The following is a 14,670-nucleotide window of genomic DNA, read 5'->3' as shown; positions in this document are numbered from 1 at the left end:
AAGGGGCGATATGGTAAAGCAAAAACGCATGGGCCAACACCGCACGCCCGCTGGCGGCGCTTTCGCGTCCCAGGACCTACACCGCTGCGCGCACCTTCGTCGGGTGCAGTGGCCGATCTCTCATGTCTTGACCCGCGCGTGGCTATCACCATGCCGCACGCGCCACCTCCTTCACGCGAGCGCATAGCCTGAGACAACGACATGAACGCCGTTACCCGCATTACCCTGCTTGCCACGCTGCTCACCTCCATCGCCACGGCCGTCGCCGCGCCGTCGGTGGACATTACCGTCACCGGTTCGATCGTGCCGGGTGGCTGCACACCTACCCTGAGCAACGCGCTTTTCGATCATGGGCGGTTGTATACCCGCGACCTGCTTGCTTCAGCGCCCACCGTCCTGCTCGATCGTGCCCGTACCTCAACGTTGAACATAAATTGCGAAGCCGCTACCGCTTATGCGCTTCGTGCGGTGGACAATCGCGCCGATTCAGTCCTGGAAAACATCGATGGCAGCCGTTTCGGGCTGGGCTTGACCAGCAAGAACGAGAAAATCGGCTCTTACAGGCTACGTATAGATCCTGAAGGCTCGAGCCTGGATGGCGAACCGGTTCTGCTGTTGATAGGCAGCCCCACTGGCAATGCCTGGTCCGCCGCCGAACGCCGTGCGCGCAGCTTGCGCAACGATGGTCAGCTCATTGGTCTGGCCAGCCGGAAAATCGACGGCGGCGGACCCATGCCGGCAAAGGACGCCGTGCTGACCCTGGTGTCCTACCTGACCATCGCGCCGACCGACAGTTTGACGTTGGACGCTGAAGTGCCCTTGGCCGGTGCCGCTACCCTTGAGTTGTTCTATTTGTAGGAAGAACTACGTGAAGGAAGAACTAGGTGCAGTCAGATCTACCTGTACCAAGATCTTTCGTAGGAACAGATTTACCTTTCTTCAGAAATTTCCTCTTTCAAAGGGGAAACTTCCCCTTCAGCCTGAAGAGCGTGACCGGTTTCCCGTGCCGGTCAGCTCATCGGACAGTGAGGGACAACATCATGCATCCTGGCTTTCGGACGCTGACCGCCATGCTGGCGCTCGGCTTCACCACGCCTGCTTTCTGCGCTTCCACTGTGGATATTCAAGTCACCGGAACGCTCGTTCCCAGCGCTTGCACGCCCATCCTGAGTGTCAGCACGCTGCACTTCGGCACCGTGAGTTCGGCCGACCTGCACCCCGAGCGGCCTACCGCGATGATCGAGCACACGCCGAACCTGACGATTCAGTGCGGCACACCGACCTTGTATGGTCTGCGCCTGGTGGACAACCGCGCCGGTTCAGCCTATGACTCCGGCATTGCTGGTCGACTGGGTATGGGCCGCACGGCGGCGGATGAGCAGATTGGCGCGTATCATCTGCAAGTCGATCCAGCACGTTCGACCGTCGATGGCCGTCGTGTATTTCTCAGCCTCGGCGATCGTACCGGCAGCCTGTGGAGCACTTCTACCGCCCAGCCGATGGCGCTGCCTACCGACGGCAGTTTATTGGGGCTGGTCGACCGTGTCGGCGTAGACACCGGTGCCGTAGTGGTACGAATGGCCCAGCTGGGCATCCGCGCCCATGGCGTTATCGCTCCTGCGCGCAGCCTGACCGTGACCGATGCCGTGCCCTTGGACGGACACGTCACCGTGGAGCTGGTCTACCTGTAAGCATGCGCTACAGGTAGAGGATCTCCAGTGTGGCCGAGCCGTCGATCGGGGTTTCCTGGCGCACGTCCAGCCCTCGGGCTGGTGCCAGGTGCAGTTCGACGGTCAGCGGCAGTGACAGCCCCGACCAGGCGCCGGGGGCGACGCCGGGTGTCGCTTGTCGCCCGAGCGCAGTGGGCTGGCCGTCACTGCGCAGCCATCCATCGGGGTGCGGTCGCCAGGTTTGCGCAGAAGCGTCTCCGAGCAAGGGGTAAGCACTGCTGCCGTCACGACCGATCCCCGCGCCCAGCCGAGCAGTGAAACCGCCCAAGGCCTGACCGTCCGCCGTGCGGCCGATGCCGAACAACGTCGGAGCGGCAGCCAGAAGCTGGTCGCTGACGGAGCCGGCCCGGTTATCCAACGCGCGGATAGCGAAGCGCGTTGGTGCGTCGCAGTCCACTTCCAGCACCGTTTGCCGGCTGAACGTGGTGACCGATTCGCGCCGCAGGTCGGCCATGCCAATGCGACCGAAGTTCACGTTCGCGTTGCCCCCCAGGGAGGGCCGACACGCCGCTGGAGCGAACCCGGCCCTCACCAGCAATGGCTTTTGTTGACCGACAATGTCGAAACTGCCGCTGGCCGACAGCTCATGGGCGTCGCTGGCGGCCAGCACGGTAGGGGCCAGCGTGGCCTGCAGTTCGATCTGCGCCTGCAGGTGTTTGCCCCTCACCGCGCGGCCGCCCCGCAGCGGCTGCAGTGGCTGGTCCCCTTCCAGCGCCGCCGCGCCGGTGCGGGTTGCAACCGGTGGCACAGCGGCCGCCACCTGGCCCCACTGTACGGGCTGATCGTCCACCGATGCCTGCAGCACGCGCAGACGGTAGGCGCCTTGCGAACCCAAGGCATAGCCCTGGTTCGAGAACTGGCTGGCCCGATAGGCAAGCGTCAGATCCTGTTCGGTTTCACACAGTACGCTCAGGCTGAGTCGACGCGGCGGCAGCGGCAACTCGCCGGACTCCAGCTGCACGGTCGTGCGATTGAATTGACCCAGGTCGATGTCGGTCGGGCTGAGCGACAGGCTGCATGCCTGCGCCAGTGCCTGCAACGGCGCTGCCAAGGCGATGGCCAGCAGCCCTGCCAGGCTGATGCGACGGTTCATGATTCGCGCTCCTCGACGCGGCACTGCGCCACGCTCTGCTCGTAATAGGCCTGGGTATCGGCGCTGGCCGGCAGCTCGAACTGCAAACGGCAGGGCTGCTCGTCCACCGTGCGGCTCCACAATTGCGGGCTCGCGTGGACATTGGGCACGAAGACCGCGCCGTCTTCCTGCACCAGTGTCACCAGTTGGCCCTGAGCATCGGTGACGCCCGTGCCACGGTTGAGGCGCCGCCCGGCTTCGTCCTGCACCTGAAGCAGCAGGCGTCGCGTGACCTCCACGCCAAACGTGATCCGCGGCACGGCGCCACGCGAGACCTGGAGGGTAGCGGCGCCTTGGTGCACGTCGACGTTACGCGGTAACGAGGCGGTAGCCACCTGCACGTTGCTGCGACCGAACGGTGCCAGTTGCGGCAACACGGCGCGGCCCTTGCGGTCGGTCCACACGCTGCCGCCGGGGGTATCGATCTGCACGTTCGCGACATTCTCCAGGGTCAGCAGGCCAAAGGTGTCCTGCAACGGATAGGGCGACAGGGTGACGCCGTCTTCGTGCAGCACCACGGCGCCTCGTGCAGCGCCACTGTAGCCATGGCTGTCGCTGCCGTAGTTGGCATAGCCGACGTCCAGTTGACTGGCCTGGGTCAGCCGCGAGATGCCGCCGTTGTAGCTCACCTCGCCGGTGCGACTGGCGCGCTCGGCGGCGACTCGGTACTGAGTGCGCTCGTCCCAGCGGCCTTGCACACCGCTGCCCAGGCGGATGCCGGTGCTGTCGTTGCGGGCGGTCGAACGCCAGTTCAAGCCGTCACCCAGGGGCAGGCTGGCGCTGACATACAAGGCGTTGCCCAGGCCACCGTCGCCGGCCAGCTGCCATTGCCCGGTAGCGGTCAGGGACACGGGGCCGAGCCGTCGCCCCCAGTTGACTTGGGCCCGACTGGAGCGTTGCCCGTCAAAAGCCGTGGCGGTGGACCACGTGCCGCTCAGGCTGCCCGTCCAGGGATGGCTCCAGGCCAGGCCTAAAGCGTACTGGTCGCGCGGGCGGCTGCTCAGGTCCGCGGTCTGATTCCACGCACTGTCGATCAGTTCTCGATAGCCGACCGTCTGCCGACCGGCGCTGAGTAGAGCCGACCAGCGATCGCCGAGCTGCTGATTGAGGCTGATGCTGCCCTGCAACCCTTGGTCGTCCGATTCGCTGGCATGTGCGGCCTGCACCTGGCCCTGCGCTCGCGCGCCGGGCCAGGGTTCAAGGTTCAATCCGGCGCCGCCGGCGTTATACCCTTGGGCGATGAGGGCACCGCCGCTGAAACTGGCGGCGGGGGCCAGCGGATAGCTGCCACCGGCGCTCAGTACCCAAGGCTCCCGGGCGCTGCGACCGCTGTCGCGCAGCTGGCCAATGCCCAGCGCAAAGCCCCGTGCAGGCAAGTCCAGGCCCAGAGTAGCCGCCAGGACAGTAAAGGTGCGACGTTCGCCATCGGCCTCGATCACCGTGACGTCCAAGTCTCTGCGCCGATCCAGCTGAGGAATATCGCTGAGCTCGAAAGGTCCGGCCGGCACCACGGTGGAATAGATCAGCACGCCGCTCTGGCGAACGTCCACCCGCGCCTGGGTAGCCGCAATGCCCTGCACCCGAGCGCCACGGCCGCTGCCGCCGAGCGCCGGTTCGCTCATCCACTGCGCGCCGGTGACGCGCGCGCCGGCGAGCACCGGGTTGCTCAGGTTGATCTGGCCCAACTGCAGCATCGCCTGCTGGTCGCTGAAGGTGCGCTGCGCATAGGCTTCCATGTGCTGCAGGTTCGCTTTGCCCTGCACCGAGCTATAGAACTGACGGCTGCGCAGGATCCAATCGCCTGCATTGACGCCAGCCTCGGTGTTGGCCGAAAGAAACCGGCTGCGTTGACCATTGAACTGGTTGTACAGGCCCTGCACGTCATAGTTGAGCAGGCCGGCAACCCCACCTCGGGTAAAGGCCGGGAGGTCGGCAGATGCGCTGCGCAACGCGGGTGCGGGTACCAACAGCCTGACCTCACCGGCCTGTGGCATCAGCTCGACCAGGGTCTGCGGAAATTGCCCGAGGAAATCGCTGCAGGTCGGCCCGGTGTCGATCAGCTCACCCGCGTCGCGCACGGCCTGGTCGATACACAGAGCGCCTGCCGCGTCGAAGCGGGCCTGGACAATCCCTTTGGGCTGGCCATTGACCCAAAGGCGCACGGCGTGCACGCCTTCGGTGAATCGCGCGGTCTGGCTCAAGTAGGCGGCCAGGCTAGGGTCGATGCCCCGCAGGCGCAGGGTTTCGCTGTCGAACGGCGTCGCGTGTGCCGCCTGGGTATACAGCGCTAACGTCAGCGCGGACAAGGTGCTGCGTCTGACCGCGGTCATCAAGGCGCGCCTTGGTTCAGGGTCGCCTCATGGGTGCCTACGGCAAAACCGTACACGGTGGCAGGGGTGAAACGGATCTGCCCATCGGCGGCCGCCGACGCATTGCCGGGCAGGGTCAAGGTGTCGCCGGGCAAAACGTAGCTGCGCGGCAGTTGCCACGGGGTCTGGCTTGGCAGGCTGTGCAGTTCCTGGGACAGGCGCACGACATAGGGGGTGGGGTTGGCGACCGTCAACTGGCCGTCGTGCAGCGACCAGTGCAGGCCTTTCCAGGGCTCGGCGTTCTTTGCCAGACCCTTGGGATGGAGGATCACCGGCAGGTTCTGCCGCACGTTCACCGACACCCGTGCCTCTCCGGGGGTAGCCGGCTGACTACTCTGTGCCAGGCCTTCGAAGATCACCCTTTTCAGGCGCTGGGTGGTCAGTGGCTCGGGGTTGGACAGGATGAAGCGCACCAACTGCGATTCTCCCGCTTCGACCCGTGCAATGGGTGGGGTGACGAACAGCAACGGTGCCTTGTCTTCGGGGATGTGTTCCAGGGTGACATGCAGCAGCGCTGGATTCTGGTCGCTATTGGTCACTTTGATGGCGGCCTCGGTTTTGCCTTCGTAAACGATGACCACCGAGGTTTCCGGGATCATGCCGTCGGCGAAAAGCCCAGGGCTGCAGGTCAGCAGGGCGGCGATGCACACGCATCGAAGTAGGAGGCGGGTGAGGCGACGATTCATCAGGCACTCCAGGCAGGAAGATGCAAGGAAGACGGCCACGCCTTCCTCGGCACCGCAGTGCCGGGAAGATCTTGTGGGGCGATGGGGCTGCGCGGAGGCTGCGGTACTCTAAAAGCAATCCGCCAGGCTGCGACTCGGACCCTTCCGTGTTGGGCAGGGGAAAGGTTGGCGAGTACCGTAGGATTGATGGAAAGTGCGGCTCGGCGGATCTCGGAACCACCGCAGCGCCCTCCTGTTAGAGGTAGACGACTTCGACGGTGGCGGCGCCGTCGAGGGCAACCTCATCGGTGAGCGTCAGCCCCTTGGCCGGTGCGATTTCCAGATAGGAACGCAGTGTGAGCACGGCGACTTCGACAGCGCTGGGACTGTCGCGGGTATCCACCGTCTTCGCCAGCCCGATCAACCGTCCATCGTTGCGAATGTTTTTCTCGGAGGTCGCCGGCGCGCTCCATGGGGAGCCAAGTGATGCGGCGGTCATCAGCAGTGCGGCGCCGCCGTCAAGCGTCGATCCGCGTACGGATATCTCTAGATAGTGCGCGCCGATCTTTTCATTCATCGGTGTAAATCCAATGCCATACGGCGAGACCACATTGGAGTAGCGCACAGCAGAGTCAGCTCGGTTGTCGATACCTTTGATCGCGTAAACCGTAGGTGCTGTACAGGTAATGGACAGCGTGCCCGTTTTTCCTTTTCCGGAAAAACTCGTGTATTGATCTTGGTTCAGATCCGCTTTGGAAATGCGGCCGTGGTTGAACTCGCTGGTACTCAAGACGGGCGTACACGCTGCCGGCACGATCGTTCCGGTGACAGTGAAATCAACTGTCGATGCTGCCATGGCAACCGGCAATACGGCCAGCACAGCGGCACCGCTCATCAGGCGGGATAATAGGTTCATGAAGGCTTCCAGATTGGCTAGGGGTCGTTGCACAACGCAACATCGCCGACTCTAGAAGGGGCAGGGCATACCGTCAGTGAGCTGTTTCAGAAGTTTGCAGTGAAACTTCCTAGCTGATTTCCACAGCCAGACACGAATTTGCCTCTCATCGTAGGAGCGGTCATTGGCCGCGAAGCAGGCGCCGCGGTGCGTCTGGCGGACCGCGGTGCGTGCTTCGCGGCCACGGACCGCTCCTATGGCGCAGTTGGGTCAGATTTTCTGGGCGATCCAGATGGTATGACGGGTGCCCTTGTTGCCGTGGGCGAATACTTGCACTTCCTCTGCCTTGAAGCCGGCCTTGCGCAGTTTGTCGCTGAACTGGCGGTCGGCGCTTGCCGACCACACGGCCAGTACGCCCTTGGATCTCAGCGCCCTGGCGCAGGCTGCCAAGCCGCCGCTCGAATAGAGCCAGCTGTTGGCCTTCTGGGTGAGGCCTTCGGGGCCGTTGTCGACGTCCAGCATGATCGCATCGAAGCCGGCCGGCTCGGCCTGCAGCACCTTGGCGACATCTTCCAGGCGGATGACCGTGCGCGGATCGGCCAGTGGATTGCCGGCTTTTTCGCCCAGCGGCCCGCGATTCCATTCGACCACGCCCGGAACCAGTTCGGCGACCACCACCTCGGCGGTCTTTCCCAGGTGCTTGAGCGCCGAAGCCAGGGTGAAACCCATGCCCAGCCCGCCGATCAGCACCCGCGAATTCGGCCGCCCGGCCACCTTGCGGCAGGGGATCTCGGCCAGGGCGTCTTCGGAACCGTGCATGCGGGTGTTCATCAGTTGCCCGCCGTCACCGCCCTGAATCTTGATGACGAAGTCTTCGCCGTACTCGAACAGGCAGAGCGCACCGCCGTTATCGGGGATCGGTGTGGTGTCGAGCAGTACGAAGCGTTTCATCGGTCAATCTCGGAAGGAGGACAAGGTAGTGCCATGGTAGTAGCCTGTGTCATCGGAACAGGCAGTCAGGCCTTGGGGTGTTCAATGAAGTTGCGCAGTGTATCGGTCTTTGCATGTGTTGCCCTGTGTGCCGGTGTCGCATCGGCCTCGTCGCTGCCCCCGGGATCGCCGGGTACACCCACGCCAACCCCCTATCCACAGGTCACCGTGCCGTCGACCCATGGCGGCGAGGGCATGAGCAATTCGCCGCCGTTGCTGCCGCCCATACCGTTGCCTGCACCACCCAAGGCCGAGAACGTCCCCGAACCCGAGCGTCAGGACACCCCGCCAACTCCGGTCAAGCCCAAGTCCCCCGGCGGTTGATCGCGTTTTCCCCGGCATACCGCATTCACCGCCGACGCGGCTCGCGCCGCTGCTACAGGGGGTTACAAGCCGCCTGAAACCCCGCAATCCCCACCGCATCCGATGCGCCGCGAACCCTGTAGCAGCGGCGCAAGCCGCGTCCGGGTTCACCGCGTTTCTTCAGGCCGACCGCACCCGGCACACCACGACCCCCTGTAGCAGCGGCGCAAGCCGCGTCCGGGCTCACCGCGTTCCTTCAGGTACGCCACATCAAGATTGTTTGGGTGTCCCCAAGGCCTTGAGCACGAAGGCATATTCCAACGCCACGTCGCGCAGGCCCTGGTAACGGCCGCTCATGCCGCCGTGGCCGGCGCCCAGTTCGGTCTTGAGCAGCAGCAGGTTGTCGTCGGTCTTGCGCGCACGCAAGCGCGCTACCCATTTTGCCGCTTCCCAGTACTGCACACGGCTGTCGTTGTAGCCGGCGATTACCAGCACGTGCGGATACGCCTGCGCGGTGACGTTCTCGTACGGCGCGTAAGCCTTGATGCGCGCGTGCACCTCAGGCTCCTGCGGGTTGCCCCACTCGTCGTATTCGGTCACGGTCAGCGGCAGGTCGGGGTCGAGCATGGTGTTGAGCACATCCACGAACGGCACCTCCGCCACCGCCGCCTGGAACAGCTGCGGACGCTGGTTCAACACGGCGCCGATCAACAGGCCGCCCGCGCTGCCGCCACTGACGACCAGCTGCTCGGCGCGCGTCAGCCCTTGCTCGATCAAGTGTTCGGCACAGGCGATGAAATCGCTGAAGGTATTGCCTTTGTGTTCCTGCTTGCCCGCCCGATACCACGCCTCGCCCAACTCGCCGCCGCCGCGCACATGGGCGATTGCAAAGGCAATGCCGCGGTCCAGCAAACTCAACCGCGCATGGGAAAACCACGGATCCAGGCTCTCGCCGTAGGCGCCGTAGCCATACAGGTACAGCGGCGTGGCCTGCCCAACGAAGGCTTTCTTCATCACCAGGCTGATCGGCACCTGAGTGCCGTCAGCGGCGGTAGCCCAGAGGCGCTGGCTGACATAGTCGTCGGCATCGAACCGACCCAGCACCGGGGTCTGCTTGAGCACCACCTGGGCACCGTCGCGCAGGTTCAGTTGACGAACCTGGCCAGGCCGGTTCAAGGCCTCGTAGCGCAAGCGAATCTGCTCGCTGGCAAATTCCAGGCTGTCGGACACATACAGGCTGTATGCGGCATCCGGCAGTTGCACAGGGTAGGGCGCCAGACCCTGGGCATGTACCTCGATGATCGGCAGGCCACGTGCCCGCAGGCTCAAGGTAAAGGCAGCGACATTGAGGGTAACCCCTTCGAGCATCACATCGTCACGGTGCGCGATCAGCGTTCGCCACTGCTCGCGAGTCGGTGCCGCGCCGGTGTCGGCAGCCTGGTACAGGGCGAAGTTGATGCCCGACTGGTTGCTGCGGATGAACCAGGTCCAAGCACCGTCGAGTTGGCCGTGATCCGGATAGTATTCATGGTCCTCGACCCTTGGCGCCAGGCAGGTGAAATCCCCTGCAGGCTGGTCGGCATCCAGCACCCAGGCTTCGCTGGTGGTCTTGCTGTTGAGCAGCAGGATCAGCTGGCGCTCGGAGCTGGAACGGTAGCAGTGCAGGAAAAAGCGCCCGTCGTTCTCCTCGAACACCTGCTCGGCGCCATCGCTGCCCAAGGTATGGCGGTGCAGCCGGTGAGGGCGGTGGGTCTCGTCCAGTTCACCGAAGAACAGGGTCTGGCTGTCGTTGGCCCAGGTCATGCTGCCGTCGCAGTCGTCGAAGGGCAGTTCCACTACCGTATCGGTGGCCAGCTCCTTGACGAACAGGCGGTAGATTTCGTCGCCACTGGTGTCCAGGCTGTAGGCCAGGCGCTGGTGGTCGGGGCTGATGTTGAATGCACCCATCGACAGGAAGCCGCCCTTGGCCAGCACGTTGGGGTCCAGCAGCAACTGCTCGGAATGCTCATCGACCTGGGTGGTGCCGTCGTCCGGGCGTGTGCAGCGATAGTGCCGCGGGTACTCGTCGCCGGCGGTGGTGCGGGTGTAGTACAGCCATGGCCCCCACGGCGAGGCGAGGGACAGGTCGGTTTCGCGGATGCGCCCCTTTATTTCCTCGAACAACTGCTCGCGCAGCTCGGCCTGGTCGGCCAGCTGTGCCTCCTGCCAGGCGTTCTCGGCCTTGAGGTAGTCGAGCACGTCGGCGTGGTCGCGCGCCTGCAGCCAGGCGTAGGGGTCGTCACCGGCGGCGACATGGGCGATGGGGGCGACGATAGGCTGGGACATGAGCGGCTCTCTTGGCGCGGGCGCTGGCGGTGCGTGCCCCGGGGGCACGACAACAGCAGCGCCGGGCAGACGAAAAGCCGTTATCATAAGCGCCTATTTGCCTGCCATGCCACGGACACCATGACCGAGAACGACTATTTCCTCGCCTGGGGTATCTACGCCTTCGCCGCCCTGGGCTGCATTCTGGTGTGGTTTCGTATCACCCGCTGGATGTGGCGCTACCTGCGCGAGCCATTGCGCCTGCTGGGCGTGGTGCTGCTGCTGACGCCCACCGTGGTCGACCCGGCTCGCGACCTGCTGGCGCCGGCCGTGGCCATCAGCGCCCTGGAACTGCTGTTCAAGATGGGCGGCAGTGCCTGGGGTGCGATTTCCGACCTGGCCATGGCCGCAGTGATTGCCTTGGGCGTGTACGTTATTTTCGCCCTGGTGCGCCTGCCGTTCCTGCGCAAGGCCCAGGCCCGGCGCCTGGCGCAGGCCGAGGTAGACGCCGCCGCGCAGCGCGAGGGCGACGATCGAAGCCGCGCACGTGGCGTTGAAGAACGCGAAGAGCGCCCCGTGCCCACGCCGCCACGGGACAACCTGCGGGTTGAACCGCGCATCTGAATCCACGTTCCATCGTCTCGAGTACCGTGCATGTGTGAACTTCTGGGCATGAGTGCCAACGTACCGACCGATATCGTTTTCAGCTTCACCGGCCTCATGCAGCGCGGCGGCCGCACCGGCCCCCACCGCGACGGCTGGGGCATCGCCTTCTATGAGGGCCGCGGACTGCGCCTGTTTCAGGACCCGACCGCGAGCAGCGAATCGGAAGTGGCGCAGTTGGTGCAGCGCTACCCGATCAAGAGCGAAGTGGTCATCGGCCACATTCGCCAGGCCAACGTCGGCAAGGTCTGCCTGGCCAATACTCACCCCTTCGTGCGTGAACTGTGGGGACGTAACTGGTGCTTCGCCCATAATGGCCAGCTGGCCGATTTCGACCCGCGCGCCGATTTCTATCGTCCGGTGGGTGATACCGACAGCGAAGCGGCGTTCTGCGACCTGCTCAACCGCGTCCGCGAATCCTTTCCCGAACCGGTCGAGTTCGAGCGCCTGCTGCCTATCCTGGTGCAGGCCTGCGAGCAGTACCGTGGGCAGGGTGTATTCAACTGCCTGCTCAGCGATGGCGACTGGCTGTTCTGCTTCTGTTCGACCAAGCTGGTGCACATCACCCGGCGGGCACCTTTCGGTCCGGCACGCCTCAAAGACGTGGACGTGATCGTCGATTTCCAGGCCGAGACCACGCCTGACGATGTGGTGACGGTGATCGCCACCGAGCCGCTGACCGAGAACGAAACCTGGAACCGCTACGCGCCCGGCAACTGGGGCCTGTGGCGCCAGGGCGAGTGCGTGGCCACCGGACAGGCGCAGCCTGCCTGACACCCCACCGTGGCCCTGCCACCTTTGACTGAGAGGACGTTCATGCTGCGAAGCTACCTGCGACTTGTGCTGTTTGCCGTCGGCTTGCTGGTGGGTGTGCAAGTGCCCGGCGTGATCAACGACTACAGCCAGCGGGTCGAGGCCCATCGGCTCGAAGCGCAGCAGAGCCTGCGGGGTTTCAGCGAGACTGCGCAGCGCTTCTTCAATGGCGACCTGCAGGCGCTGGTGGCGCACTACCGTGCCAGCGAAGACCCGGTGTTCCGCAGCGACGCCGCCAGCATCGGCGCACTGCTGGCCCGCAATCAGTTGCTGGAACGCGAGTGGCAAGCGCTGCAGGGGCCTTGGTATGCGAAAGCCTGGCACGTGCTGGCCAAGGCCGATCCGCAATTGCGTCAGGAAACCTTGAATGGCTACAGCTATCAGGTGCTGCTGGCACCCGAGGCAATCGCCTGGGGCATTGCCTGTGCCCTGCTGCTGGCCTGGGTGGTGGAATGCATCATCCTGTTCATCGGCTGGACCCTGTGGTTCGGCCGTCGCCGCGCCAAACCCGTGGCCGAACCCCTGGTGCGCCGCGAACGCTAGAGCGTGCTCCTACCTTCACCGTAGGAGCGGTCAGTGGCCGCGAACAACCTCACGCAATACCTCTCACTTGGCCAAGTAGCGCATCCCGTCCTCCAACCCACTCAGGGTCAATGGGAACATTCGCTGTTCCACCAGATCGCGAATGATGTGCGTCGACGCTGTGTACCCCCAGGTGTTCTCGGGGTAGGGATTGATCCAGATCAGCTTGCGGTAGGTCTGCATGAACCGCTGCAACCACACCAGCCCAGCCTCCTCGTTCCAGTGCTCGACGCTGCCGCCCGGATGAGTGATCTCGTAAGGTGCCATCGCCGCATCGCCGATGAACACCACCTTGTAGTCGGGGCCGTACTTGTGCAGCAGGTCGTGGGTGCTGATGCGCTCGGCGTTGCGCCGCTGGTTGTCCTTCCAGACCGTCTCGTAGACACAGTTGTGGAAGTAGAAATACTCGAGGTGCTTGAACTCGGTACGGCAGGCCGAGAACAGCTCCTCGCAGACCTTCACGTGGGCGTCCATCGAACCGCCGATATCGAACAGCAGCAACAGCTTCACGTTGTTGCGCCGCTCGGGACGCAACTGGATGTTGAGCAGCCCGCCATCGCGTGCGGTGTGATCGATGGTGCCGTCGATGTCCAGCTCTTCGGCCGCCCCTTGCCGGGCGAACTGACGCAATCGACGCAGTGCCACCTTGATGTTGCGCGTACCCAGTTCCACACCGTCGTCCAGGTTGCGGTACTCGCGCTGGTCCCACACCTTCACCGCCTTGCCCTGGCGCTCGCCGGCATCGCCCACGCGAATGCCCTCGGGGTGATAGCCACCGGAGCCGAACGGACTGGTGCCGCCGGTGCCGATCCACTTGCTGCCGCCGGCATGCCGGCCTTTCTGTTCTTCCAGGCGCTGCTTGAAGGCTTCGATCAGCTTGTCCAGCCCGCCCAGGGACTGGATCTGCGCACGTTCTTCGGCGCTCAACGAGCGCTCGAACTCCTTGCGCAGCCATTCTTCCGGGATCAGCGCTTCGAGGTGTTGATCGAGGTTCTGCAGACCATTGAAGTAGGCTGAAAATGCCCGGTCGAACTTGTCGAAATGACGTTCGTCCTTGACCAGGATTGTCCGCGCCAGAAAGTAGAATTCGTCCATGTCGGCGAACGTTACCCGCTGTTCCAGGGCATTGATCAGGTCGAGCAGCTCACGCAGTGACACCGGTACCTTGGCCGCGCGCATTTCATTGAACAGGTTGAGCAGCATGGCGCACGCCCTCGCAGTCGAAAAGGGGGATCAGCGATTGCCGCGCCGGCTCATGAACGCCAAGCGTTCGAGCAATTGCACGTCCTGTTCGTTCTTGACCAGTGCCCCGGCCAGCGGTGGGATGGCCTTGGTCGGATCACGCTCGCGCAGCACGGCTTCGCCAATGTTGTCGGCCATCAACAGTTTTAGCCAGTCGACCAGCTCGGAGGTGGAAGGCTTCTTTTTCAGGCCGGGCACCTTGCGCACATCGAAGAACACGTCCAGGGCTTCGGCCACCAGGGTTTTCTTGATGTCGGGGTAGTGCACGTCGACGATGCGTTGCAGGGTCGGGCGGTCGGGAAAGGCGATGTAGTGGAAGAAGCAGCGGCGCAGGAATGCGTCGGGCAGCTCTTTTTCGTTGTTGGAGGTAATGATGATGATCGGGCGGTGACGGGCCTTGATGGTTTCGTTGGTCTCGTAGACATAGAACTCCATCTTGTCGAGTTCCTGCAGCAGGTCGTTGGGGAACTCGATGTCGGCCTTGTCGATTTCGTCGATCAGCAGGATGACGCGCTCGTCCGCCTCGAACGCCTCCCACAGCTTGCCTTTCTTCAGGTAGTTGCGCACATCGTGGACCTTGTCCACGCCCAGCTGCGAGTCGCGCAGGCGGCTGACCGCATCGTACTCGTACAGCCCCTGGTGGGCCTTGGTCGTGGATTTGATGTGCCAGGTGATCAAGCGCGCGCCGAACGACTCGGCCAGTTGTTCGGCCAGCATGGTTTTGCCAGTGCCCGGTTCGCCCTTGACCAGCAGGGGTCGTTGCAGGGTGATCGCGGCATTGACCGCCAGCTTGAGGTCGTCGGTGGCGACATAGGCGGGAGTGCCTTCGAACTTCATGGGGCTGTCCTCGGTGATCAAAAGTAGTGGCCGACTATATAGCGCAACGAGCTGTTTGGGGTGTGTCAGAAGGCTTGGCGCAAACCCCGTAGGAGCGGTCTGTGGCCGCGAACGGTGCCACGCGGTTCGCCAGATAAACTGCGGC

Annotated in this window: 14 protein-coding genes; 6 read left to right on the top strand and 8 right to left on the bottom strand. The window is 64.0% G+C overall.

The window, feature by feature from the left end:
* Positions 1-201: 201 nt before the first annotated feature.
* Both IFT57_RS22790 and IFT57_RS22785 read left to right on the top strand, forming a co-directional pair.
* The gene (locus tag IFT57_RS22790) at positions 202-858 is read left to right on the top strand and encodes a DUF1120 domain-containing protein (RefSeq protein ID WP_192152754.1); all 657 of its coding nucleotides are present in this window, start codon (positions 202-204) and stop codon (positions 856-858) included.
* 182 nt (positions 859-1,040) lie between these two features.
* Positions 1,041-1,691, top strand: coding sequence for a DUF1120 domain-containing protein (locus tag IFT57_RS22785; RefSeq protein ID WP_192152753.1), 651 nt, complete (start codon positions 1,041-1,043; stop codon positions 1,689-1,691).
* A 7-nt stretch (positions 1,692-1,698) separates the two neighbouring features.
* On the opposite strand, the gene IFT57_RS22780 is transcribed toward IFT57_RS22785, so the two are convergent.
* The 5 genes from IFT57_RS22780 to IFT57_RS22760 all read right to left on the bottom strand — a co-directional run bounded on the left by IFT57_RS22780 (position 1,699) and on the right by IFT57_RS22760 (position 7,742).
* Entirely contained in the window at positions 1,699-2,823 is a 1,125-nt protein-coding gene (locus tag IFT57_RS22780) for a DUF1120 domain-containing protein (protein ID WP_192152752.1), read from the bottom strand.
* Positions 2,820-5,192, bottom strand: a complete 2,373-nt coding sequence (locus IFT57_RS22775; protein WP_192152751.1) for a fimbria/pilus outer membrane usher protein — start codon at positions 5,190-5,192, stop codon at positions 2,820-2,822. Before IFT57_RS22775 ends, IFT57_RS22780 begins: the two co-directional genes overlap by 4 nt.
* Positions 5,192-5,917 carry a fimbria/pilus chaperone family protein gene (locus IFT57_RS22770; protein WP_192152750.1) on the bottom strand — a complete coding sequence of 242 codons (726 nt, stop codon included), beginning with the start codon at positions 5,915-5,917 and terminating at the stop codon, positions 5,192-5,194. Before IFT57_RS22770 ends, IFT57_RS22775 begins: the two co-directional genes overlap by 1 nt.
* A 235-nt stretch (positions 5,918-6,152) precedes the next feature.
* Complete coding sequence (locus IFT57_RS22765; protein ID WP_192048333.1) at positions 6,153-6,812, bottom strand: DUF1120 domain-containing protein; 660 nt, start codon at positions 6,810-6,812, stop codon at positions 6,153-6,155.
* A gap of 249 nt (positions 6,813-7,061) precedes the next feature.
* Positions 7,062-7,742, bottom strand: a complete 681-nt coding sequence (locus IFT57_RS22760; RefSeq protein WP_192152749.1) for a spermidine synthase — start codon at positions 7,740-7,742, stop codon at positions 7,062-7,064.
* A gap of 84 nt (positions 7,743-7,826) precedes the next feature.
* Between IFT57_RS22760 and IFT57_RS22755 the strand changes: the two genes are divergently transcribed.
* Positions 7,827-8,105 carry a hypothetical protein gene (locus tag IFT57_RS22755; protein WP_082484675.1) on the top strand — a complete coding sequence of 93 codons (279 nt, stop codon included), beginning with the start codon at positions 7,827-7,829 and terminating at the stop codon, positions 8,103-8,105.
* Positions 8,106-8,354: 249 nt separating this feature from the next.
* Here IFT57_RS22755 and IFT57_RS22750 read toward each other — a convergent pair whose 3' ends face one another.
* Positions 8,355-10,409 (bottom strand): S9 family peptidase, encoded by a 2,055-nt coding sequence (locus tag IFT57_RS22750; RefSeq protein ID WP_192152748.1) that lies wholly within the window; start codon positions 10,407-10,409, stop codon positions 8,355-8,357.
* Positions 10,410-10,529: 120 nt separating this feature from the next.
* On the opposite strand from IFT57_RS22750, the gene IFT57_RS22745 reads away from it, so the two are divergent.
* From IFT57_RS22745 to IFT57_RS22735, 3 genes are read left to right on the top strand one after another with little or no spacing between them, the layout of a single operon-like run.
* On the top strand, positions 10,530-11,012 hold the full coding sequence (locus IFT57_RS22745; protein ID WP_192048328.1) for an MFS transporter: 483 nt from the start codon (positions 10,530-10,532) through the stop codon (positions 11,010-11,012).
* Between the two features lie 30 nt (positions 11,013-11,042).
* The gene (locus IFT57_RS22740) at positions 11,043-11,825 is read left to right on the top strand and encodes a class II glutamine amidotransferase (RefSeq protein WP_122795224.1); all 783 of its coding nucleotides are present in this window, start codon (positions 11,043-11,045) and stop codon (positions 11,823-11,825) included.
* A gap of 42 nt (positions 11,826-11,867) precedes the next feature.
* Entirely contained in the window at positions 11,868-12,407 is a 540-nt protein-coding gene (locus tag IFT57_RS22735) for a DUF2937 family protein (RefSeq protein ID WP_192152747.1), read from the top strand.
* 63 nt (positions 12,408-12,470) lie between these two features.
* Here the strand turns inward: IFT57_RS22735 and IFT57_RS22730 are convergent, their stop codons facing one another.
* The gene (locus tag IFT57_RS22730) at positions 12,471-13,649 is read right to left on the bottom strand and encodes a vWA domain-containing protein (protein WP_122795222.1); all 1,179 of its coding nucleotides are present in this window, start codon (positions 13,647-13,649) and stop codon (positions 12,471-12,473) included.
* A gap of 30 nt (positions 13,650-13,679) precedes the next feature.
* Positions 13,680-14,525: an AAA family ATPase gene (locus tag IFT57_RS22725; protein WP_192152746.1), complete on the bottom strand. Its 846-nt coding sequence runs from the start codon at positions 14,523-14,525 to the stop codon at positions 13,680-13,682.
* Between the last annotated feature and the right edge of the window lie 145 nt (positions 14,526-14,670).

The sequence above is a fragment of the Pseudomonas sp. CFBP 13719 genome (assembly GCF_014842095.1).
Taxonomy (GTDB): domain Bacteria; phylum Pseudomonadota; class Gammaproteobacteria; order Pseudomonadales; family Pseudomonadaceae; genus Aquipseudomonas.
This window is presented reverse-complemented; position numbering and strand designations above follow the sequence as displayed.